General features: G+C 64.6%; 18 protein-coding genes. 9 read left to right on the top strand and 9 right to left on the bottom strand.

From position 1 onward, the window contains the following. Positions 1-78: 78 nt before the first annotated feature. Positions 79-2,007 carry a methyl-accepting chemotaxis protein gene (locus tag G572_RS0119735; RefSeq protein WP_037547496.1) on the bottom strand — a complete coding sequence of 643 codons (1,929 nt, stop codon included), beginning with the start codon at positions 2,005-2,007 and terminating at the stop codon, positions 79-81. A 370-nt stretch (positions 2,008-2,377) separates the two neighbouring features. On the opposite strand from G572_RS0119735, the gene G572_RS0119730 reads away from it, so the two are divergent. After that, positions 2,378-3,856 (top strand): helicase HerA domain-containing protein, encoded by a 1,479-nt coding sequence (locus G572_RS0119730; protein ID WP_029059946.1) that lies wholly within the window; start codon positions 2,378-2,380, stop codon positions 3,854-3,856. A gap of 12 nt (positions 3,857-3,868) precedes the next feature. Here G572_RS0119730 and G572_RS0119725 read toward each other — a convergent pair whose 3' ends face one another. Both G572_RS0119725 and G572_RS26360 read right to left on the bottom strand, forming a co-directional pair. Further along, a complete protein-coding gene (locus G572_RS0119725; RefSeq protein WP_029059945.1) occupies positions 3,869-4,177 on the bottom strand; it encodes a hypothetical protein in 309 nt (102 codons plus the stop codon). Positions 4,178-4,324: 147 nt separating this feature from the next. Continuing rightward, positions 4,325-4,759: a hypothetical protein gene (locus G572_RS26360; protein ID WP_156884751.1), complete on the bottom strand. Its 435-nt coding sequence runs from the start codon at positions 4,757-4,759 to the stop codon at positions 4,325-4,327. An 88-nt stretch (positions 4,760-4,847) separates the two neighbouring features. Between G572_RS26360 and G572_RS0119715 the strand changes: the two genes are divergently transcribed. The 3 genes from G572_RS0119715 to G572_RS0119705 all read left to right on the top strand — a co-directional run bounded on the left by G572_RS0119715 (position 4,848) and on the right by G572_RS0119705 (position 6,288). After that, complete coding sequence (locus G572_RS0119715) at positions 4,848-5,312, top strand: TspO/MBR family protein (RefSeq protein ID WP_029059943.1); 465 nt, start codon at positions 4,848-4,850, stop codon at positions 5,310-5,312. 131 nt (positions 5,313-5,443) lie between these two features. After that, on the top strand, positions 5,444-5,731 hold the full coding sequence (locus G572_RS0119710; protein WP_029059942.1) for a sll1863 family stress response protein: 288 nt from the start codon (positions 5,444-5,446) through the stop codon (positions 5,729-5,731). A 53-nt stretch (positions 5,732-5,784) separates the two neighbouring features. Then, positions 5,785-6,288 (top strand): sll1863 family stress response protein, encoded by a 504-nt coding sequence (locus G572_RS0119705; RefSeq protein ID WP_029059941.1) that lies wholly within the window; start codon positions 5,785-5,787, stop codon positions 6,286-6,288. Between the two features lie 12 nt (positions 6,289-6,300). Here the strand turns inward: G572_RS0119705 and G572_RS24850 are convergent, their stop codons facing one another. From G572_RS24850 to G572_RS0119675, 6 genes are read right to left on the bottom strand one after another with little or no spacing between them, the layout of a single operon-like run. Next, positions 6,301-6,594, bottom strand: coding sequence for a hypothetical protein (locus G572_RS24850; protein ID WP_037547493.1), 294 nt, complete (start codon positions 6,592-6,594; stop codon positions 6,301-6,303). Between the two features lie 6 nt (positions 6,595-6,600). After that, complete coding sequence (locus G572_RS0119695; protein ID WP_029059940.1) at positions 6,601-7,803, bottom strand: geranylgeranyl diphosphate reductase; 1,203 nt, start codon at positions 7,801-7,803, stop codon at positions 6,601-6,603. A 4-nt stretch (positions 7,804-7,807) separates the two neighbouring features. Beyond that, positions 7,808-9,163 carry a BCD family MFS transporter gene (locus G572_RS24845; protein WP_037547492.1) on the bottom strand — a complete coding sequence of 452 codons (1,356 nt, stop codon included), beginning with the start codon at positions 9,161-9,163 and terminating at the stop codon, positions 7,808-7,810. Between the two features lie 37 nt (positions 9,164-9,200). Continuing rightward, positions 9,201-10,118, bottom strand: a complete 918-nt coding sequence (gene chlG / locus G572_RS0119685) for a chlorophyll synthase ChlG (protein WP_051242784.1) — start codon at positions 10,116-10,118, stop codon at positions 9,201-9,203. 51 nt (positions 10,119-10,169) lie between these two features. Further along, the gene (gene ppsR, locus G572_RS24840) at positions 10,170-11,630 is read right to left on the bottom strand and encodes a transcriptional regulator PpsR (protein ID WP_051242782.1); all 1,461 of its coding nucleotides are present in this window, start codon (positions 11,628-11,630) and stop codon (positions 10,170-10,172) included. Positions 11,631-11,637: 7 nt separating this feature from the next. Then, positions 11,638-12,600 carry a cobalamin B12-binding domain-containing protein gene (locus G572_RS0119675; RefSeq protein WP_169391344.1) on the bottom strand — a complete coding sequence of 321 codons (963 nt, stop codon included), beginning with the start codon at positions 12,598-12,600 and terminating at the stop codon, positions 11,638-11,640. A gap of 200 nt (positions 12,601-12,800) precedes the next feature. Here G572_RS0119675 and bchF point away from each other — a divergent pair, with 200 nt between their 5' ends. The 5 genes from bchF to bchL are packed head-to-tail and all read left to right on the top strand — an operon-like array spanning position 12,801 to position 20,935. After that, the gene (gene bchF, locus G572_RS24835; RefSeq protein WP_051242780.1) at positions 12,801-13,376 is read left to right on the top strand and encodes a 2-vinyl bacteriochlorophyllide hydratase; all 576 of its coding nucleotides are present in this window, start codon (positions 12,801-12,803) and stop codon (positions 13,374-13,376) included. Continuing rightward, positions 13,373-14,677: a ferredoxin:protochlorophyllide reductase (ATP-dependent) subunit N gene (locus G572_RS0119665; protein WP_029059937.1), complete on the top strand. Its 1,305-nt coding sequence runs from the start codon at positions 13,373-13,375 to the stop codon at positions 14,675-14,677. The genes bchF and G572_RS0119665 overlap by 4 nt, the downstream gene beginning before the upstream one ends. A gap of 3 nt (positions 14,678-14,680) precedes the next feature. After that, positions 14,681-16,273 carry a ferredoxin:protochlorophyllide reductase (ATP-dependent) subunit B gene (bchB, locus tag G572_RS0119660; protein WP_029059936.1) on the top strand — a complete coding sequence of 531 codons (1,593 nt, stop codon included), beginning with the start codon at positions 14,681-14,683 and terminating at the stop codon, positions 16,271-16,273. Next, positions 16,248-20,006: a magnesium chelatase subunit H gene (locus tag G572_RS0119655; protein WP_029059935.1), complete on the top strand. Its 3,759-nt coding sequence runs from the start codon at positions 16,248-16,250 to the stop codon at positions 20,004-20,006. The genes bchB and G572_RS0119655 overlap by 26 nt, the downstream gene beginning before the upstream one ends. Then, the gene (gene bchL / locus G572_RS0119650) at positions 20,003-20,935 is read left to right on the top strand and encodes a ferredoxin:protochlorophyllide reductase (ATP-dependent) iron-sulfur ATP-binding protein (protein WP_029059934.1); all 933 of its coding nucleotides are present in this window, start codon (positions 20,003-20,005) and stop codon (positions 20,933-20,935) included. The genes G572_RS0119655 and bchL overlap by 4 nt, the downstream gene beginning before the upstream one ends. Position 20,936: the final 1 nt, after the last annotated feature.

Raw genomic sequence — 20,936 nt, 5'->3', positions numbered from 1 at the left:
GCTTTTCTGCGAAGGGCGGCCGCTTGCGGGCGCGCCCGCCGTTCGCAGGGGGGCGAACCCGTGAGGAGCATGGGCGGCTCAGCCGCGGTGGCCGTGCTCCTTGCGCATGATACGGATCCCGCCCCGGTCGCCGTCTGCCCAGACGGTTTCTCCGAGAATTTCGGTTCCGTCGTGGATCAGCCGCACGGCCTTGCCGACATCTTCCTTCGACAGGCCGGTGACGCCGAAACCGCCGGTTGACACGTCGGTGATCACGACGGCCTTGGAACCGGTGGCCATTTCCACCCTTGCGCTCTCCTGACGGGTCTTGTCGCGCACCTCCCGTCGCCGGTCGCTGTCCTTCAGTTCGTTTTGCAGCGCCTGCGACAGGTCATTCAGCGCGTGGATCACCTGTCGGCTCGATGTGTTGAGTTCTGACAAATGCGTCGAAGCCGTTTCGGCATCGCCATCGGCATGCGCCTTCAGGGCGGCATGTGCGGCCGCATGCACACGTGCGTGCGGCGCGGCAAGCGCCTTGTAGGCGGGATGTGCGCGGACTTTCGCACTCTCGATGGCCTCGTACCATTTGCCGAGTCGACATTGGTGGTGGTCCGGGACGTCACCGAGCGCCCAGGTGTCGCGTCCGATGATCGTATCCACGACGCGTTTCTTGAACAGCACGTGATCGATCTTCGCCATTTCGCACAAGGAACGATTGGATTCTGCATTGAACCAGGTGCCGGCATCCTTTGAGAAACGGTCATTGCTGCTCTGAAGAGTGTCGCTCATCGCCTTGAGTTGCGCTTCGTTCTCCACCGCGAGGTCTGCGACGCCGGTGATGCTTCTAGCGATTTCCTGGCTCGCGTCCTTCTGCTGCTGAAGGATGGCGGAAACCTCCTGCATGCGGCCGGAAACCCCGGCAATTCCGTCGCCGACGGACTGCATCCGTTCGTTGGCGCTGGCGATGGTTTCTTGCCCGCGGTCGACGGCCTGTCGCGAAACCGAAAGGGATTCCTGCGTGGTCAGCATCCCCGCCTTCAGTGCGTCGATGCGTTGCGCGATGTCCTCGGTTGCCTTGGCCGCCTGGGTGGCAAGGCTCTTGACCTCGTTCGCCACGACGGCGAACCCCTTGCCTGCCTCTCCGGCGCGTGCGGCCTCGATCGTGGCGTTGAGCGCAAGCAGGTTGGTCTGGTTGGCGATGCTTTCGATAACGGAAAGGAATTCACCGATCTGTTCGGACGCGTCGTGCAGGTCGGCGAGGTTGTCCGCGCTCTGCTGCGAGGCATCGGCGATGTCGCTCATGCGTTTCGACACATCCATCATGGCGTCGAGCCCCGCAGCCACCGCTGCGTTCGTCGAATTCGCTTCATGCGCCGCGCTGTCGCTGGTTTGGGAGATCTGCTCCACGGATGTGACCAGTTCGGACGCCGCGGACGAAATCGCCTGACCGTTCTTTGTCGCCCTTTGCGTGTTGTGCGACAGCGTCGCCATGCCCAGTGCGACTTCGTTGATGTCGGAGACGGTGTTGGCGAGACCGCGCAGGCTTGTCAGTTCGTTCTCCTGTCGATGCTCCTCGCCACGCTTGCGGACCACCCCGTTCTCATAGGCGTCGTAAGACATGATCATGTCCAGGAACACCCGTCCAACCAGGGATTGCATGGCGCGGGGAAGCTTGCCGGGCGAGAACTTGTAGCGCTTTATCAAGGCCGGCATCGCCTCGATCAGCAGACGGCCGTAGGATGCCAGGTACCACTGCGCTTCCAGCTCGATGCGAACATGCGCCTCGCCGATCCGAACCGCTCTGGCCTCGAACTCCAGGTCCGGGTCGTGGGTGAAGATGTAATCCCAGTGTTTCATCTGGGCGGACTTCAGGCGCGGAACGCTCTTGTCGGGATCGCCGAGTTTTTCGGCGATCTCCGGCGTGGCGCGCACGCTTGTGTAGAACCCGTCCATGATGTCCGACATTGCCGGCTTCAGGGCCGTCCACACTGCCTGCGTCTCTGCCGTATCGTTGTTGTTGCCACACATGAAACCGGCAATGGCGTCCGGGAGGCGACGGGGAGCGTCGGCGGATCGGGTACTCTTGCGCTGCACAGTCATGGAAAACCCTTAGATTGTTTCCCCAATACATTTTTCAAAAGCATGAAAATTCGCCTAACTGACGTCTGGTGATCCGCGGAAAACCAACGACATTTGCACGACAAACGGTGTTTGAAGGCTGTTTTGCGGTTTTTTCGTGGGGCGGTGATCCTCCTTTGTACAGCCCTGCGAATCGCCGATACTGACGAAATCACATGACCGTCCGGCCGACGAGGCGACCCCGTCGATGCCATCGCCAAGTGCGCAGCCGCGAAGGCCCCGGCACGGTCTTACCTATGCAATGGGACAAGCGATCTACATGACTGTCAGCATTGACATGGGCCAGGTAGGTGCCGGCGGCGCAACCTCTTGCTGTTTCGATCTGGAGGAACTGCTGGCGACCCGGCTTCTGGTTCAGGGAAACTCGGGCTCGGGCAAGTCACACCTCCTGCGCCGGCTGCTGGAACAGAGTGCGTCCTGGGTGCAGCAGGTGGTCATCGATCCCGAAGGGGACTTCGTTACCCTGTCGGAGCGCTTTGGCCATGTGGTTGTGGACGCCGCCGGCAGCGAACGCGATCTTGCGGTGATCGCGGCCAGGGTGCGCGCGCATCGCGTCTCGGTCATCCTCAATCTCGAGGGGCTTGAACCGGATCGCCAGATGAAGGCGGCTGCCGTCTTCCTCAATGCGTTGTTCGATGCCGAGCGCGATCACTGGTATCCGGTACTTGTCGTCGTCGACGAGGCGCAGTTGTTTGCGCCCTCCGCCTCCGGGGACACCGGCGAGGAAGCGCGCCGTGTGGCGCTTGGCGCGATGACCAATCTGATGTGTCGCGGCCGCAAGCGCGGTCTTGCCGGGGTGATTGCCACGCAGCGTCTTGCAAAGCTTGCCAAGAACGTCGCGGCCGAGGCGTCCAATTTCCTCATGGGGCGAACCTTCCTCGATATCGACATGGCCCGTGCCGCGGATCTGCTGGGCATGGAAAAGCGTCAGGCGGAGGCCTTCCGCAACCTGGAACGGGGACATTTCGTGGCGCTCGGTCCGGCCGTGTCACGCCGGCCGATGACCGTTCGCATCGGGCCGGTGGAAACCGTCGGGCGCGGCGGTGGCCCCAAGCTTACTCCCTTGCCCGAAGGGCGTCCGGAGGAGCTTCAGGATCTTCTGTTTCAACCGGCCAGCGGGTCGGAGCGCCAGGCCGCTGAAAAGCCCACCGTTGCGCAACCCGTGCCGGCTGCCGATGTGCTGGAGCGGTTGACCCGGCAGGCTGTGGCGCGCGAGACCGTGGAAGCCGAGCCGATGGACCGCGAGGTCTGGGAACAGGCCGTCGACGCGGTGATCGCGGAGCTTCTCGACGACAGCGAGGCGGCCTTTCAGCCGGTGGCGGCGCTTTATCAGGATTTTCAGGTGCGGTGCCGGATCGCGCGGCTTCCCGGCCGTCCGCCCGATCTTGCGACCTTTCGCCAGCGGATCGCGCTTGCCCGTGCCGGTGTCAACGGCAGCGAGATCGACCCGCAGGTGTGGTCATCGGCCGAAACCGTGGCGCAAAGCCTGCCGGAGGAAATGCGCGGGGTCTATCTGCTGCTTGCCAAGTCCGCGCTGGAGGGGCGCCCCTGTCCGCCCGATTCCGAGATCGCGACGGCCTATGGCACGCGCTCGAAGGGGCGCGCGCGCTGGCTGCTCACCCATATGGAAGAGCAGGGCTTCATCGTCTGCGTCAACGATCTGCGCGGCAATCGGATTGTCACGCTGACGGACCTCGACTGCCAGACGGCGGCGCAGCCGGCCCGAGCGGCGATCTGACCGGACCGAAGGTCAGTTGCGCGGGCGCACGACCCGCTCGCAAAAATAGGCGACCGGACACTGTGCCGTGTCGCGCGTCGGCGCATAGTTTGGCCGCAGGATCTCGTAGTGACCGCAATAGCGCCGGTCGGCAACGAAGCGCGAGTAGGTGTATTGCCCGGTCGACAGAACGATCGCGCCCGATCGTTTGACCAGCTGCTGCGCCTGCGCGCAGGTCATGGTGCGCGTGTCCGGGCGGGCGAGAGCGGCTGAGGCGCTGGCTGCCAGGATCGCCAGGCCGATGGCAGCGGCGCGCAGGCTGTTTGGAGAGCTTCTGACCATCGTTGTCACCGTGCTGATGCGGCGCGGGGCATGCGCCGGTCTTTCTGTTATGGGGTGCGTGCCGGCAAGGTCCAGCCCGTTGCGCGGTGGCGAGACACTGCCGGCGGAGTTTGTCCTTGCATCCCGTCCTGGCAAACACCGGGTTGCTCACCTTTGGCCGGAGGCCGAAATGCCGCGCTCTCGCACGGGCGTTCCGGCCGCTGCCACTCCGTCCGGATTCGTCGCGCAGGTATCGACGGCCGCCTGCATGGCAGTGAAGGCGCGGTTCAGCCGGATGTGGGAAGAGGTCGGATCGATCATTTTCCGTTGGCGGCGCCAGCGCGCGCCTGCCGAGACGAGAATGGGTTCCCCGACAAGCGGCTCCAGCGTGCCCACCATGAGATCGCCTTTCGGAAAGATCTGTTGCGGGTGCTTCAAAACGATGCCCGAGATTGCGCAGACCCCGGTTCGGCGGGCGTCCCCTTGATCGTCGGTCTTGCAATCATCATGTAACAATGGCGCGTCATTGCGCGAAAAGGAGGCGGCCGGGATTAGAAACGGACTGCGGCGGCCTGAAACCCAGGCTTGCAGTGTGCAAAGCATCCTTTCGCCGCAATTGATGCTAACCTATCGATAGCAGGGTCGTTGCCTTGCCGCGAAGGACTGTCTGCAACGTCTCGGGAAGGATCTCATGACGCTGGCCATCATCGTTCTGCTCGTGTTCGCGACCGCGTCAAGCGGCGCGATCTTCAAGCCGGGAGACTGGTACGCCAGCCTTGAGCGCCCGGACTGGACGCCCCCCAACTGGGCGTTTCCGGTCGTATGGACCGCGCTTTACATCATGATAGCCTTCGCCGGCTGGCTGGTTGTTTCGGCTGAGGGAATTGGCCTCGTGATGGTCATCTGGGGCGCGCAACTGTTGCTCAATGCTGCATGGTCCTGGCTTTTCTTCGGCCTTCACCGCATGGACCTCGCGCTGATGGATATCGGGGCTTTGCTGGCGTCGATATTTGCGTTCATCGTGACAGCTGGCACGGTGTCGCTTCTGGCTGCGGCTCTCTTTGTGCCCTATGCGATCTGGGTGATGACGGCGGGTTACCTGAATTACCGGATGATCCGGCTCAATCCGGGTCAGGTACCGGCGCGCGCCGGCTGAACGGACGCCGGCCCGGCGGTCTTTCCCCAATCACGGTTCGGGCGCTGTGTGATATCGGCGACGGTGGCCTTCCAGGCCGGTCCCGCCTGCGCGGACCTGTCTGAATTGAAACAGCGAAAGGAAGCAATCAGATGGTTGATAGAGATGCCTACATCGAAAAGACCAAGGCCCGGCTCGATCAGTGGAATGCGGAAATCGACAAGCTGAGGGCGAAGGCGGATGAGGCCAACGCCGATGCGCGCATTCAGTATGAACGCGAAATCGAGAAACTGCGGGCGCATCAGCAGGAAGCCGAAACAAAGCTCGACGAGTTGCGGTCGGCGAGCGAAGCGGCCTGGCGCGACATGAAGGCCGGCTACGAGAGCGCCTGGAAAGATCTCGGCGATGCGGTCGATTCCGCCACCTCGCGCTTCAGGTAGGCTGCAGCCCGGAATCGAGCACGCAGCGATCCCGGATCGGGAAAGGAAATGTGATGACGATCTCCAATGCACTTCGCGTCGCCGCCCTGGTCGGGTTCGTTGCGGTACCGCCCGCTGGCGCCATCGCACAAGGCGAGGACAAAAACCAGACCAGCTCCGAGGATGTTCGCCAGGAAATTTCCGAGGCGATGGATGCGATCGCCGACTACAGCGCACAAGAGCGAGACAAGGCGGTTGCCTCCGCACGCGACGCAATGGCCGAGCTGGATGCAGAGATTGAACGCCGGGCCGATGCCTTGCGCGACAACTGGAACGACATGAACGAACAGGCGCGCGAGACGGCGCGTGAGCAGCTCGCCGAATTGCGGGCGGCGCGCAATGCGCTCGGGGAGCGCTACGGGGCGCTTCAGGCGGGAACCGTCGAGGCTTGGCAGGATCTGAAAGCCGGGTTCGCCGATGCCTACGCCCGGCTGAATGCCGCCTGGAGCGAGACGGAAACCAAGAAGCCGACTGAAAAGCCCACTGAAAAGCCGGCCGACAACACCGCCACCGACTGACGCGCAGTCTGGTCAGTCGTTTTGTGCGGCCTTGAGTCTTGCCGTCAGGTCCAGGGCATGGGCCGCGAGGCTCAAGGCCAGGCACACAGCGATCGCCAGGCCGCCACCATGACCCGCAAGCGCGAGATAAAGCGCCAGCATCAGCGCCACGCCCGAAAGTCCGTTGAGCAACAGCGAGCGGCGAAGGGCGGGGGCGCGGATCGCGAGCGCGATCACGATGAGTTCCACTCCCAGAACGGCGAGCGCGATCAGCGCAAGCGCGCCGCCTTGCGTCAGTCTGTCGAGCAGGGCAAGGGCGGCGGCCATTTTGCCTCACACGCGGGCCGTGATGCCGAGCAGCTGCCGGATATCCTTGAGGGCGACCCGCAGATGGGCCATCGGCTCGCGTCGAACCAGCTTCTTGTTCAGATAGCTTTCCCAGGTCAGGCGCTGGACGTCGGGGTCGGCGCACATTTTCACGAACTGTTCGCGCCGCTTGTCGCTTCCGTACCAGATCGACTGCATGATCCCGAGCGTGAAGAACACCATGCCGTGTTCGCGCATGAAGCGCTTGCGTACGCAGGCCAGTGCCTTCGGCGAATTGTTTGCAAACATCTGGCCGACGGCCTCTGACGCGATCTGCCCGCTCAGCATGGCGTAATAAATCCCTTCTCCCGAACAGGGCGCGACGACGCCGGCCGCGTCGCCGACCAGAACGACGTTCCTGCCGTCGTCCCATCGGCGCATCGGTTTGAGCGGCAGCGGGGCGCCTTCCTCGCGCACCGTGCGCGCATCGGACAGGCCCGCATCCTCCCGCAGGGCACGTGTTGCAGCCTTCAGGCTGTGCCCCTTGACCGCCGATCCGCAACCGATGGACGTGTGTGTGCCATGCGGAAAGACCCATCCGTAGAAATCGGGGGAGATCCGTCCGTCGTAGACGACGTCGCAACGGTCGGCGCGGAACTTGTCGGGATCGGGCGCGGCGGGCGATTCCACGATTTCGTGATAGGCGAAGACGTAAGGCGGTTTGCGCTTGGGACCGAAGACGCTGCGGCGCACGGCGGAATTCGCGCCATCCGCGCCGATCACGCAGCGTGCGGTGATGTGACGGATCTCGCCGGCTCTGCCGGCCTCCGCGACGCCGACGCTCACCGTGCCGTCGCGGTTTCGCTCCAGCGTCTTGAAACTTCCGGTGAGCTGCACCGCACCGGCCTCGACCGCGCGGGCCCGCAGGAACGGGTCGAACAGATCGCGGTCGACCATGCCGACATATCCCAGGTCGCCGATATCCATCGCAACACTGTGTCCGCTCGGCGCGACGATGCGGGCAGAATGGACCTTCGCGGTCAATTGCGCCATCGGCAGGTTGAAGTCGCGGATCGCGCGGGTGGGGATGGCGCCCCCACAAGGCTTGATCCGCCCGTCCCGGTCGATCAACAGCACGGAATGTCCCTCAAGGGCGAGGGCCTGCGCGGCCGTGGCACCGGCGGGGCCGCCGCCGACCACCACAACGTCGAAGCAATCGCGGTTTTCCATTGTCTTACTCCGCTGCGGCAAGGGGAAGGGGCAACTCCGAGGCCCGGGGTGCGCGCCGGGGCGCCCGGCCGATCCGAACGGCCAGAACGGCGGCGTTCAGGAACAGGACGGCCTCGCCGGCAAAGACGAGCGTGAAGGATAGAGCGGTGTCGCCGCTCACGGCGCGGGCGACATCCAGCGCGACGGTGCCCAGGATTCCCCCGAGCCCGAAGGCGATGGCCTGTGCGGCACCCCACACGCCCATGCGAATGCCTTCTCGCTTTGCCCCTCCGGCGCCCGCCAGCGCCATCATGGTGCCGATGGCGGCGACAGCGAAGGCGCCGTTGGCAAGACCGAGAAGAAAGATGTTGCTCTTCAGCGGCCAGGCCGGCGCGAGCGCCGAGCCGAGGGCGAGGCCGGCAAGGGCCAAGGCCGACCCCAGGCATCCCGAAACGATGAAAAACTTCAGGATGCGCGGACGGCTGCGGGCAAGAAGCGATCCGGCAACTCCCACCAGCGCCATGCCGGCAAAGACGCCCGCATGCTGGACGCCGGACAGTTTTGTCGTTTCGCCGGGCGTCATTGCAAACAGCAGGCCGCCGAACGGTTCCAGGATCAGGTCCTGGGTGCTGTAGGCGAGCATCGACACGAAAACGAACACGGTGAACACCCGGGCCTGCGCATCGCCCCAGGTCTCGGCGAGGCTGACGCGAAAGCTGCGGGCCGTGATGCCATGCGCATCGGAAGGGAGCGTGGCGGTTGCGGTGTCCAGCCGCACGGCGTTGCGTTCCAGTCGCCAGAGCGCAAGGGCGGCGATCACGAAGACCACGGTACCGGTTGCGGCTGTCACCGCGACGAGGCGTGCGTGAGAATAGGGGTCCAGCACGCTGCCCGTCACGATCGCGGTGATCACGATGCCGGCAATCATCATCATCCAGACGATGGTCGCCGCCGCCGGGCGCCGCTCGGGTGCCGTGCGACTTGCAAGAAGAGCCAGCAACGAGGTGCCGCAGGCGCCGATGCCGACCCCGATCAGCGCATAACAGACGAGTGCGGCTGCAAGCCCGTAGGCGAAGCGGATTTCAAACAGGAAGGTGGTTGCCGCCGCACCCGTGCCGGAGATGGCGAGCAAGGCGAGGCCGCCCAGGATCCATCCGCTCCGCGAGCCGCCGACGTCAGAGCCGTGCCCCCACAACGGTCGGGCGATCTGGACGGCGTAGTGGAGCCCGACGAGAAGACCCGGAATGACGGCGGCAATGGCGAGTTCGACGACCATGACGCGGTTGAGCGTCGAGGTTGTGAGAACGACAACCGCGCCAAGCGCCGCCTGGACGAGGCCGAGGCGTGCAATTGCAATCCATCCAAGCCCGGCCGATGCCATCCGGTCTCTCCCTCAGATCAAGTGTTCTTCGTTCCCGTCAGCCGGAGACGAGCCCGCGCAGCGCAAAGGCCGCGATAGCCATTCCCGTAACGTAGAGACCGACGCCGATGGCGCTGTACCAGACCGCGCGGACAATCGGGTCCTTCAGGAAGCGCGCCATGCAGCCGACCTGGACAAGCGTCAGCCCGGCAATCGCGGCGGCGAAATAGGGGCGGTCCCATGCGGCAAGCGCAATGATCACGGCGATCTGCGCCCCTGCCATCGTGATGCACGCCAGGACCGCGGCGGTGTGCGGACCATAGCGCGCCGGCAGCGAGCGGATGCCCATTTGCCGGTCGCCCTCGATCGCCTTGAAATCGTTGAGTGTCATGATGCCGTGCGCGCCGATCCCGTAAAGCAGCGCGATCAGGGCCGTGCGCGGGTCGGGAAAAGCGTTGGTCGCGGCGGCCACGGCGGTGAGCCAGGGCAGCGTTTCATAGGACAGGCCGACGGCCGCATTGCCCAGCCAGCCGTCCTGTTTCAGCCGGAGCGGCGGCATGCTGTAGATCCAGGCGAACACAAGGCCGACCACGGCCGCCACGAACACCCAGAGCCCGAGAAAAGCCGCGAGCCCCAATGACAGGAGCGATCCGGCGATGGCGACCCAAAGCCCCCAGCGCCCCGGCATGCGACCGGAAGGGATGACGCGATGCGGTTCGTTGATCGCATCGACATGGCGGTCGTACCAGTCGTTCACCGCCTGGCTCGTGCCGCAGATCATCGGGCCGGCAAGCAGGACGCCCCCTGCGACATAGGTCCAGCGGCTGCCGAGATCGGCGCCGCTTGCGATCATGCCGCAGCCATAGGCCCACATTGGCGGAAACCAGGTGATCGGTTTCAGAAGCTCAAGCACCGCCGCAGGTGTGGGCCATGTCGCCGTGCGCTGGCCGGATTTTGGAAGGGATCGTGCAACCATGCAAAAATGCTAGGATGGACACATGGGGTTGTCAATCTAAATTGACACTCGTCAAGGGGAGTTGACAGACCCGCGGCTGCCGCCGCCGAAATCCTCCAGCCCGTGCCGGCGCAGCTTGATGTAGAGGCTTTGTCGGCTCAGGCCCAGCAGGTCGGCTGCCGAGGCACGGTTGTTGTCGGTCTGACGCAATGCCGCCTCGATGCACATCTTTTCGATGACATCGACTGCCTCGCGGATCAGCTCCTTGAGCGGCACCCGCCCGATCAGCTCGGAGAAGTCGGCTCCGTCGGGGGCCAGGCTCGCAGCCGACATGCCAAGAGCGGAATCCCGTTTGGTTGCCGCGCCGATCAGCAGGCAGACGCTCTCGTGGCCGCCATGGGCAAATCGCCCGGCCGATACCGTCACCGGTTTGACCCCGCCCAGTTCGTCCCGCACCACGGTGGCGAACTGGCGCACGGACCCCTCGTCGCGCACCTTTGCAAGCAGCACATTCAGATCGACGGCTGAACCGCCGAGCCAGTTGTTGAGATTGCGGCCGATCAGGCGCTCCTTGTTGAGGAGGCCCACCATGTCGAGGAACGTGTCGTTGAGGTTTTCGATCGTTCCCTTGAGGCTGATGGTGACCAGGCTTTCGGGAAGTGTTTCGAACACATCCGTCGCGTCGCGGTCGCCCGCTGTTTCGTCCTCATGCGCGCCCGGAGCGGCCGACAAGCGCATAAAGAGATTGTTGCGGCCGTTCTCGCGGAACGGCTCGAGGGCGACCGACTGCTCCAGGTCGACCTCCGCCAGGCGGGCAACCGTCGCGCGCGGCGTGCCGCTGTGTTGCGCCTCGCTCATCAGTTCGCCGAGCATGTCGCGTTGACCCGCCTCGAACAGGGCGATGATGTTCTCGCCAATCAGCTTGCCCACCGGGCGCAACAAGGCGCGCGAGGCCGCGAGATTGGCGTCGACGATTTTTCGCTCGGTTCCGTCGACGATCAGGATCGGTTGCCCGAGTTTCTGGAAGATGGTGCGGTAGCGTGTTTCGGCGTCGCGGATCTTGCGGTATTCGCGCTCGAGTTCCAGCTGGGCATTCAGCAACTGGTTCTGGATCGAGGCGATCTTGCGCAGGTCGTCTCCCAGCGCCACCCAGCAATCGAGACCCTCGACCGTCACCAATGTGTATTCGACGGGAAGGTCGGGCATGTTGGTGGCGGGGGCGGGGTGGTTGACCTGCCGCCGTCGCGTCGGCGAGGCACTGCGAACGTCACTCAGCAGGGCGTCGATCTTCTCCATCGATTCGACCGTGACAACATCGCGCCACTTGCGACCGACCCAGGCGTCGACATCGTAGCCGGCCAGGGTTGTGTCGCCATAGGCGATGTCCACCACCGTGCCGTCGTCGGCAATCAGCAGAGAAATGTCCGACCCGAGAGAGGCAAGCTGGGCAGCCGTTTCCACACTGACATTGTCGAAGCGCGGTGCGGAGGCCTTGAACAAGCGGGGGGCGGATCGGATGTTTTTGATTTGCATGACGGGATCACGGTCGTGTGTCTTGTGGAGCGTGCCGCAAACCCGGGACTGTCAGATCGGCCCTTAGTTCACGCAGGTGAATGTCGGCAATCTGCAGCGCGACATGGATACTGTCGCAAACATAGTCCACGCCAAGGCGCACCAGCCATGCGGGGTTTTGTCCCGCTGCATGGCCGCCTGAAATGATCGCGGGTCGTATCGGTCCGGGAATTTGTTCGACAGCCTTCACACAGTCACCGGCAATTGGGGAAAGCACAGCGTTCGTCCAGGAGAAACAAACGATGTCAATTTGTTCCTTTTCTAACTTTTTTTCTAGAAAATCAATTGATTCAACGCGAAACAGTTCGGTTTCCCATCCGAGCGCCCGCATCAACTCCTCCAGAATGCAGATACCGAAGGTGTGATGTTCCGCGGTCGGAACCAGAAGTAGGCACCGGCCAATGGGGGAATCCGGCGGGCCGACGCGTTCCAGCTGACAGATTCGGCGCATCACGCACTGCAAGCGGCCCATGGCAATGGTCACATCCAGAAAGGATGCGCCATCCTCGCTCCAGTCGTCCCCGATCGCGCGCGCGACACTCTCGAGGATGCCAAGGCGTTCGTGTGTCTCGAGAGGGCTTGCCGCGACCAGCTTGAACGCCGTCTCGGCCGCTGCGGAGGACTGGCTGTCACAGACGCAGGCCTTGACCCGCTCCGCCAGGTCGCAGGCGGGATCGGCGGCGGGCTGCGACGTGTGGCGGATCGCAACCGCGCCGAGGACCCGCTGCGCCAGGCCATGGAGGTCACGCGTGGTGGTCGTGACCGGCTGCATGCCGATTCTGACGGTGGCCTCTCTCGTGCGCTCATCGAGCGCCGCGATCCTGTCTATTGCCGCTCCATGCATGGTCCAGACCGGTCCGTTTCTTGGCCCTGCAAGTGCCTGATGCGGTCCGAATTCGCGGCGCGAGGGGGTCGCAAAATGGCGCAGCACTGTTGGGAACCTGGTCCTTTGGCATTCCGCCGTCCGCTGATCCATCGCCCGGACTGGCGGTATTTGGCGTGGATTTTTTCCACTGGCGATACAATGTCACACTTTATTTTTTGTGTAAACGAAACATAACGTCAACAAAAGTTGACACTCGCTCGAAGTCGGGTTTACAGTTTCCGTACAGGTCCTGAGGGAGGCGGGAATTGACACGCGACACCGATACCAAAGCGCCGGATTGTTCCAGGGTTCAGCAGGGATCCAGGGCGCCTGCCGCGCTCTACACCGAAGCTGAGCGCGCGCGTCGCGACGCTTCTCCTTGGACGCTGGTGCAGGGGCTGTTGGCTCCTGTCCAGTTTCTGGTCTGCCTTGTCAGCATCGTGTTGATTGCCCGTTTCCTTCTGACAGGCGAGGGGTTGGTCGCGGCCAATGTCTCGATCGTCGTCAAGACGCTTGCGCTTTATGCAATCATGATCACCGGCGCGATCTGGGAGAAGGACGTCTTCGGCCAGTATCTCTTCGCGCCCGCCTTCTTCTGGGAGGATGTGGTTTCCTTCGCCGTCCTTGCCCTTCATACCGCCTATCTTCTGGCCTATTTCCAGTCGCTTCTCGGGCCTTCCGCCTTGATGACGCTGGCGCTTGCCGCTTATGCGACCTACGCGGTGAATGCGGCCCAGTTCCTCTGGAAGCTGCGCCAGGCGCGGCGCCAGGCGTCCGGCCGGGCCGCGGGCGACATGGCGTCCGGTGCCGCGGCGGGACCGCTGGCGGGAGGTGCCGCATGAGCGTCCTCGAGCGTCTTCCCCAAAGCGCGCAAACGGGCGCGGCATGTGCCACGCAGGCCGCGCCCCTGCGCCAGCGCGGCCAGCATGAGGTGTTCTGCGGCCTGACGTCGATCATCTGGCTCCATCGCAAGGTGCAGGACGCCTTCTTCCTGATCGTCGGATCGCGGACCTGTGCCCATTTGATGCAGTCGGCCGCCGGGGTGATGATTTTCGCGGAGCCGCGGTTCGCCACGGCGATCATCGACGAGCGCGATCTTGCGGGCATGGCCGACCTCAACGAAGAGCTCGACCGGGTCGTGGATCGCCTGCTGACCCGCCGGCCCGACATCAAGATGCTGGTTCTCGTCGGCTCCTGTCCGTCGGAGGTGATCAAACTCGACCTGCCGCGCGCCGCGGGACGGCTGAACCGTCTTCATGCACCCGAAACGCGCGTCATCAGCTATTCGGGAAGCGGCATCGAGACGACCTTCACGCAAGGGGAAGACAATTTTCTCGCCTCGCTTGCCGCCGAGTTGCCGAAGGCGCCCGCCGCGGCCTCTGCGTCGCTGATGGTTGTCGGAACGCTCGCCGACGTGGTGGAGGATCAGTTCCGGCGCCTGTTCGAAGCGCTGGGCATCCGCGATGTCGCGTTTCTGCCCTCTCGCAAGGGATCGGAGCTTCCCGAGGTCGGCCCCAACACGCGGTTGCTGCTGGCACAGCCCTGGCTCGGCGCGGCGACGAAGGCGCTGGAATCGCGCGGTGCGATCCTGATCGAGGCGCCGTTTCCGCTCGGCGAGGGGGGAACCACCGCCTGGCTCAAGGCGGCGGCCGACACGTTCGGCGTCTCCGACGATCTGTTCGAGCAGGTGACGCGGCCCGGTCGCGAGCGGGCGCGGGCCGCGCTTGCCCATCATCGCGACGATCTGTGCGGACGCAGCGTGTTCTTTTTTCCCGATTCTCAGATGGAGCCGGCGCTTGCGCGCTTTCTGCATGTCGAGACCGGCGCGCGGATTGTCGAGGTCGGCACGCCCTATCTCCACCGCACGCACATGAATGCCGATCTCGCCCAGCTTCCCGGCGACCTCGTGCTCAGCGAGGGACAGGACGTCGATCTGCAGATCGCGCGCTGCCGCGCCGCCGATCCGGACCTGATCGTTTGCGGCATGGGTCTCGGCAACCCGTTCGAGGCGGAAGGGCGGACCACCAAGTGGTCGATCGAACTCGTCTTCGCCCCCATCCAGGGCTACGAGCAGGCCGGCGATCTCGCCGAGCTTTTCGCCCGTCCCTTGCGTCGGCGCGCGGCGCTCAAGGTGGAGATCTAGACGATGCAGCTGGCCGTGTGGACATATGAAGGACCGCCGCATGTGGGGGCGATGCGCATCGCCGCCTCGATGAGCGGGCTGCACTACGTTCTGCACGCCCCCCAGGGGGACACATACGCCGATCTTCTGTTCACGATGATCGAGCGGCGCAAGTCGCGTCCGCCGGTGACCTACACGACCTTCCAGGCACGCGATCTGGGAAAGGACACGGCCGAGGTTTTCAGGACAGCCTGCCAGCATGCGGTCGAGCGGTTCCAGCCCCAGGCGATTCTGGTCGGTGCCTCCTGCACGGCGGAACTGATCCAGGACGATCCGGCGGGGCTCGCCAAGGCGCTCGGGCTGTCGATCCCGGTGATCCCGCTGGAACTGCCGTCCTACCAGAAAAAGGAAAACTGGGGTGCGGCGGAGACCTTCTACCGGCTGGTACGCGGATTTTGCGGCGGCGTCGGCCAGCCCGACCGCTCGGAACGGACCCGCAAGACCTGCAACATCCTCGGCTCCACCGCGCTCGGCTTCCGCAATCGCGACGACATTCGCGAGGTGAAGGGCATTCTCGACGCGCTGGGCGTGCCGGTGAATGTGATCGCGCCGCTTGGGGCGACGCCCGCCGACATCGCGCGCCTTCCCGAAGCGGATTTCAACGTCGTGCTCTATCCCGAGATCGCCGACACGGCCGCACGCTGGCTGGAGCGCACTTTCAAGCAGCCGCGCAGCACCACCATCCCGATCGGCGCGACGGCCACACGCGATTTCGTTCGCGAAATCGCAACCCTTGCGGGTGTCGATCCCGAGCCGGCGCTTGAGGAACTGGGTGAACGCCTGTCCTGGTACGCGCGCTCCATCGATTCCAACTATCTCACCGGCAAGCGCGTGTTCATCTTCGGCGACGCCACGCATGCGGTCGCGGCAGCGCGCGTGTGTCGCGACGAGCTCGGCTTCAAGGTCTGCGGACTTGGCACCTATGCCCGCGAGTTTGCCCGCGACGTGCGCGCTGCGGCCGCCGACCACGGCGTCGAGGCGCTGATCACCGACGACCATCTGGAGGTGGAGGACGCCATTGTCGCGGCGCAGCCCGAACTGGTGCTCGGCACGCAGATGGAGCGTCATGTCGCCAAGCGGCTGCGGCTGCCCTGCGCGGTGATATCCTCGCCCGTTCACGTCCAGGACTTCCCGGCGCGCTACTCGCCGCAGATGGGCTTCGAGGGCGCCAACGTCCTCTTCGACAGCTGGGTGCATCCGCTGATGATGGGACTGGAGGAGCATCTTCTCGGGATGTTCCGCGAGGACTTCGAATTCAACGACACGGCCGAGGCGTCGCATCTCGCCGCACTTGGCGGCAAGGCGGACCGGCATGCGTCGGAAGACGGTGACACATCCCCGAACGCCGGCGCGGCGCCGGATGGCGACATTCACGCCCCGGCTGCGGAAGCATTGCCGGCCGGCTGGACACATGACGCGGAAAAGGAGCTTCGCAAGATCCCGTTCTTCGTGCGCGGAAAGGCAAGGCGCAACACCGAGCGTTTTGCCGCCGAGCGCGGTGTGGCGCCCATAACAGTAGAGACGTTGTACGATGCCAAAGCGTATTTCGGCCGATAACCGCATGGCGGGCGCGGTGCTGTCGCAGACACCGGTCCGCATCGCGATCGTGACCCTCGACAGCCACATGGCGAGTGCGGTCGACCGTGCGCGCGATATCCTGAAGCGGGAACTGCCCGGTCTCACGCTGTCTCTGCATGCGGTCGCCGAATGGGGCACGGATGCGGCCGCGCCCGAGCGCTGCCGCGCCGATATCGCGAATGCGGACATCGTCATCGCCAGCATGATGTTCCTTGAAGAGCACATCAAGGTTGTCGAGCCCTGGCTGCAGGAGCGCCGCATGGCGTGCGACGCGGTGGTCGGGTGTCTGTCCGCTGCCGAAATCGTCAAGATGACGCGCATCGGCGAGTTCCGCATGGACAAGCCGACCGGCGGAGCGCTGGGCTTTCTGAAACGTCTGCGCGGCAAGTCCGGCAAGAGCGGATCGGCAAGCCAGGGCCAGATGAAGATGCTGCGCCAGCTGCCGAAGATCCTGAAGTTCATCCCCGGCAAGGCGCAGGATCTGCGCGCCTATTTCCTGACCCTGCAGTATCTGCTTGCCGGCTCCGATGAGAACATCGTCAACCTGGTGCGCTATCTGATCTCGCGCTATGCGGCGGGCGAGCGTGCCCATTTGCGCAAGCTGGTGATGCCGGAAGCGCCGGTGCATTACCCCGACGTCGGGCTTTATCACCCGGACCTGGTTGGACGGATCACGGATCGGGTCGAGCGTTTCCGCAAGGCGGCGCCGTTCGATCCGAAGAGCGGCACCGTCGGCGTGCTCGTGATGCGCTCCTATCTGCTGGCCGACAATGCCGAGCACTATGACGCGGTGATCGCGGCGCTCGGCGCCAAGGGGTTGAACGTCATCACCGCTTTCGCCAGCGGGCTGGACGCGAGGCCCGCCATCGACAGCTATTTTTTCAAGGACGGCGCGGCCTGTGTCGATTGCGTCGTCTCGCTGACCGGGTTTTCGCTGGTGGGCGGCCCGGCCTACAATGATTCCCGCGCGGCGGAAGACGCGCTTGCCGCGCTGAACGTGCCCTATCTTTCGGCCTTCGCGACGGAGTTCCAGAGCCTCCAGCAGTGGGGTCGGGGCGAGCAGGGGCTGACGCCGGTCGAGACCACCATCATGGTGGCCCTGCCCGAAATCGACGGCGCCACCGGGCCGATCCTCTTCGGCGGCCGAACCGATGGGTCCGGTCCCTGCACCGGCTGCGGCCGCGGCTGCGATTTCGGGGGCGCCGCGACCGGCCGTGACATGCATGCCTGCCCGGAGCGCTCGGAAATGCTGGCCGCGCGCATCGACCGGATCGTCGCGATGCGACGCAGCCCCAAGGAAGAGCGCAAGCTCGCCATCGTCCTCTACAACTTCCCGCCGAATGGCGGAGCGACCGGAACCGCCGCCTATCTCGGCGTGTTCCGCTCGCTGTTTAACACGCTCACGGCGCTCAAGGCCGATGGCTACGCTGTCGACCTGCCGGTGGATGCCGATGCGCTTCGCGACGCCTTGCTGCAAGGCAATGCCGAGCGCCATGGCACCGACGCGAATGTGCATGACCGCATCTCCGCCGACACGCATGTGCGGCGCGAACCATGGCTTGCCGAAATCGAGGCGCAATGGGGCCCCGCACCGGGTCGCCAGCAAAGTGACGGTGCCAACATCCTGGTCCTTGGCCAGTCCTTCGGCAACGTGCTGGTCGGCATCCAGCCCGCCTTTGGCTACGAGGGCGATCCGATGCGGCTGCTGTTTGAAAGCGGTTTCGCGCCGACGCATGCGTTTGCCGCCTTCTATCGCTATCTGCGTGAGGATTTCGGCGCGAACGCGGTGCTGCATTTCGGCACCCATGGCGCGCTTGAGTTCATGCCGGGCAAGCAGTCCGGGCTTTCCGCCGACTGCTGGCCCGACCGTCTGATCGGCGACTTGCCGAACATCTATCTCTATGCCGCGAACAACCCCTCGGAGGGCGCAATCGCCCGGCGCCGGTCGGCGGCGACGCTGGTCAGCTACATGACACCGCCGATCGCGGCGGCCGGTCTCTACAAGGGCCTTGCCGACCTGAAGAGCGCGATCGACCGCTGGCGCGGGCTGCCGCCCGAAGCGACCAAGGAACTCGCCGGGCTTGCCGAAACGATCCGCCAGCAGGCGGAGGCTCTCGACCTGATCACCGCAGACACCGACTGGGGGGGGACGGGCGAGGGCGCGGTTCCGGTGCTTGCGGACCGCCTGCGCGAGTTCGAATTGTCGCTCATCCCGCACGGTCTGCATGTTGTTGGCGAGATCCCCGAAGAGGCGGAGCGCGCGGATCTCTTGCGTGCGGTAAACTCCGCCGCCGGCGACGCGGCGCTCTCCGAGCTCGAGCTTCTGGAGGTCCTGGAGAGGCCGCTGCCCGCGAAACCGGGCAAGGCGCCCTCGGAGGCGGCTGACAGGTTGCGTCGTCTCGATGCCGACCTGATGCGCGAGACCGAATTGCCCGCACTGATGGCCGCGCTCGACGCGCGCTATACGCGTCCGGTCAGCGGCGGCGACATCCTGCGCTCCCCCGATATCGTCCCGACCGGGCGCAATCTTCACGGCTTCGATCCGTTCCGCCTGCCGAGCGCCTTTGCGCTGCGCGACGGTGCGGAGCAGGCCGACAAGCTGCTGGCACGCTATGTCGCCGACAACGGACGCCTGCCGCGTCGCGTCGCCATGGTCCTGTGGGGCACCGACAATCTGAAATCGGAAGGCGCGCCGATTGCCCAGGCACTCGCGCTTATCGGGGCGAAGCCGCGCTTCGACGGTTTCGGCCGCCTCGCCGGCGCCGATCTGATGCCGCTTGAGGAGCTGGGCCGGGCCCGTGTCGATGTGGTGATGACGCTTTCCGGCATCTTTCGCGATCTGCTGCCGTTGCAGACCCGGCTTCTGGCCGACGCGAGCCTCAAGGCGGCGATGGCCGACGAGCCGGACGAGGCCAATCCGATCCGCGCGCAGGCCATGTCTCATGCCGAGACTCATGGCGTGCCGCTCGAGGAGGCGGCCCTCAGGGTGTTCTCCAACGCGGCCGGGGCCTATGGCTCCAACGTCAATCTGCTGATCGACAGCGGGGCGTGGGAGGACGCGGAGGAGATCGGCGCGACCTACACCAGCCGCAAGAGCTTCGCCTATGGCGCGGACGGCAAGCCGGTACAGCGCAGCGAACTGCTTGGCGAGATCCTGAAAGGGGTCGAGGCGGCCTATCAGAACATTGAATCGGTCGAGCTCGGCATCACGGCCATCGATCACTATTTCGACACGCTCGGCGGCATCAGCTCGGCGGTGCGCACCTCTGGCGGCGGATCGATCCCGGTCTATGTCGGCGATCAGACAACCGGCACCGGCAAGGTGCGCACGCTGGAAGAGCAGGTCGCGCTGGAGACCCGCACCCGGATGCTCAATCCGAAGTGGTACGAGGGCCTGCTCAAGCATGGCTATGAAGGCGTTCGCCAGATCGAAAGCCATGTGACCAACACGCTGGGCTGGTCTGCGACGACGGGCCAGGTGTCGCCTTGGGTCTACAAGCACCTCAGCGAAACCTTCGTTCTGGATGCGGACATGCGCCGCCGGCTGGCGGAGCTCAATCCCAAGGCCAGCGTCAAGCTTGCCAACCGGCTGATCGAGGCCGGGGAGCGGGAATTCTGGGAGCCCGACGACGAGACCTGGGCGGCGCTGCGCGCGGCCGGGGAAGAACTGGAAGACCGGCTCGAGGGCCTGACAGTGGAGTTCGCGGCATGAACCTATACACCCATCCCAAGACAGCCGAACGCGAGGCGCGGGCGCTCAAGAAGGCGGCCGGGCAGGGCGAGGACGGCGAGGGAAGCGTCCAGGTTCATCTGGACCCTTCGCTGGAAATCGAGGGCGCCAAGGTCTTTGCAATCTACGGCAAGGGGGGCATCGGCAAATCGACAACCTCGTCGAACCTTTCCGCCGCCTTTTCCATGCTCGGCAAGCGGGTCCTGCAGATTGGCTGCGATCCCAAGCATGATTCCACCTTCACGCTGACCAAGTCGCTGATCCCGACGGTGATCGATATTCTGGAAGGCGTCGATTTCCACACCGAGGAACTGCGCGCGGAAGACTTCGTGTTCGAAGGTTTCAACGGCGTGCAATGCGTCGAGGCGGGCGGACCGCCGGCCGGCACCGGCTGCGGTGGCTATGTCGTCGGGCAAACGGTCAAGCTGTTGAAGGAGCATCATCTGCTTGAAGACACCGATGTCGTGCTTTTCGACGTTTTGGGGGATGTCGTCTGCGGCGGCTTTGCCTCGCCGCTCCAGCATGCGGAACGCGCGCTGGTGGTTGCGGCCAACGACTTCGACAGCATCTTCGCGATGAACCGCATCGTGGCGGCGATCAAGGCGAAGTCCAAGAATTACGACGTCCGCCTTGGCGGGGTGATCGCCAACCGGTCGCGCGAAACCGACCAGATCGATCGCTTCAACGATGCCATCGGCCTCAAGCGCTTGGCGCATATCGCCGATTCCGACGCGGTGCGGATCAGCCGGCTGAAGAAATGCACCCTCTTCGAGATGGAAGAAACGCCGGAAGTGAAGGCGATCCAGCAGGAATACATGAAGCTTGCCGAATACCTGTGGAGTGGGTCCGACGTGTTGGACGCCAACCCGATGAAGGATCGCGAGATCTTCGATTTTCTCGGCTTCGAGTGAG

Origin of the sequence: Stappia stellulata DSM 5886 (genome assembly GCF_000423705.1) — a bacterium.
Classification (GTDB): domain Bacteria; phylum Pseudomonadota; class Alphaproteobacteria; order Rhizobiales; family Stappiaceae; genus Stappia; species Stappia stellulata.
This window is presented reverse-complemented; position numbering and strand designations above follow the sequence as displayed.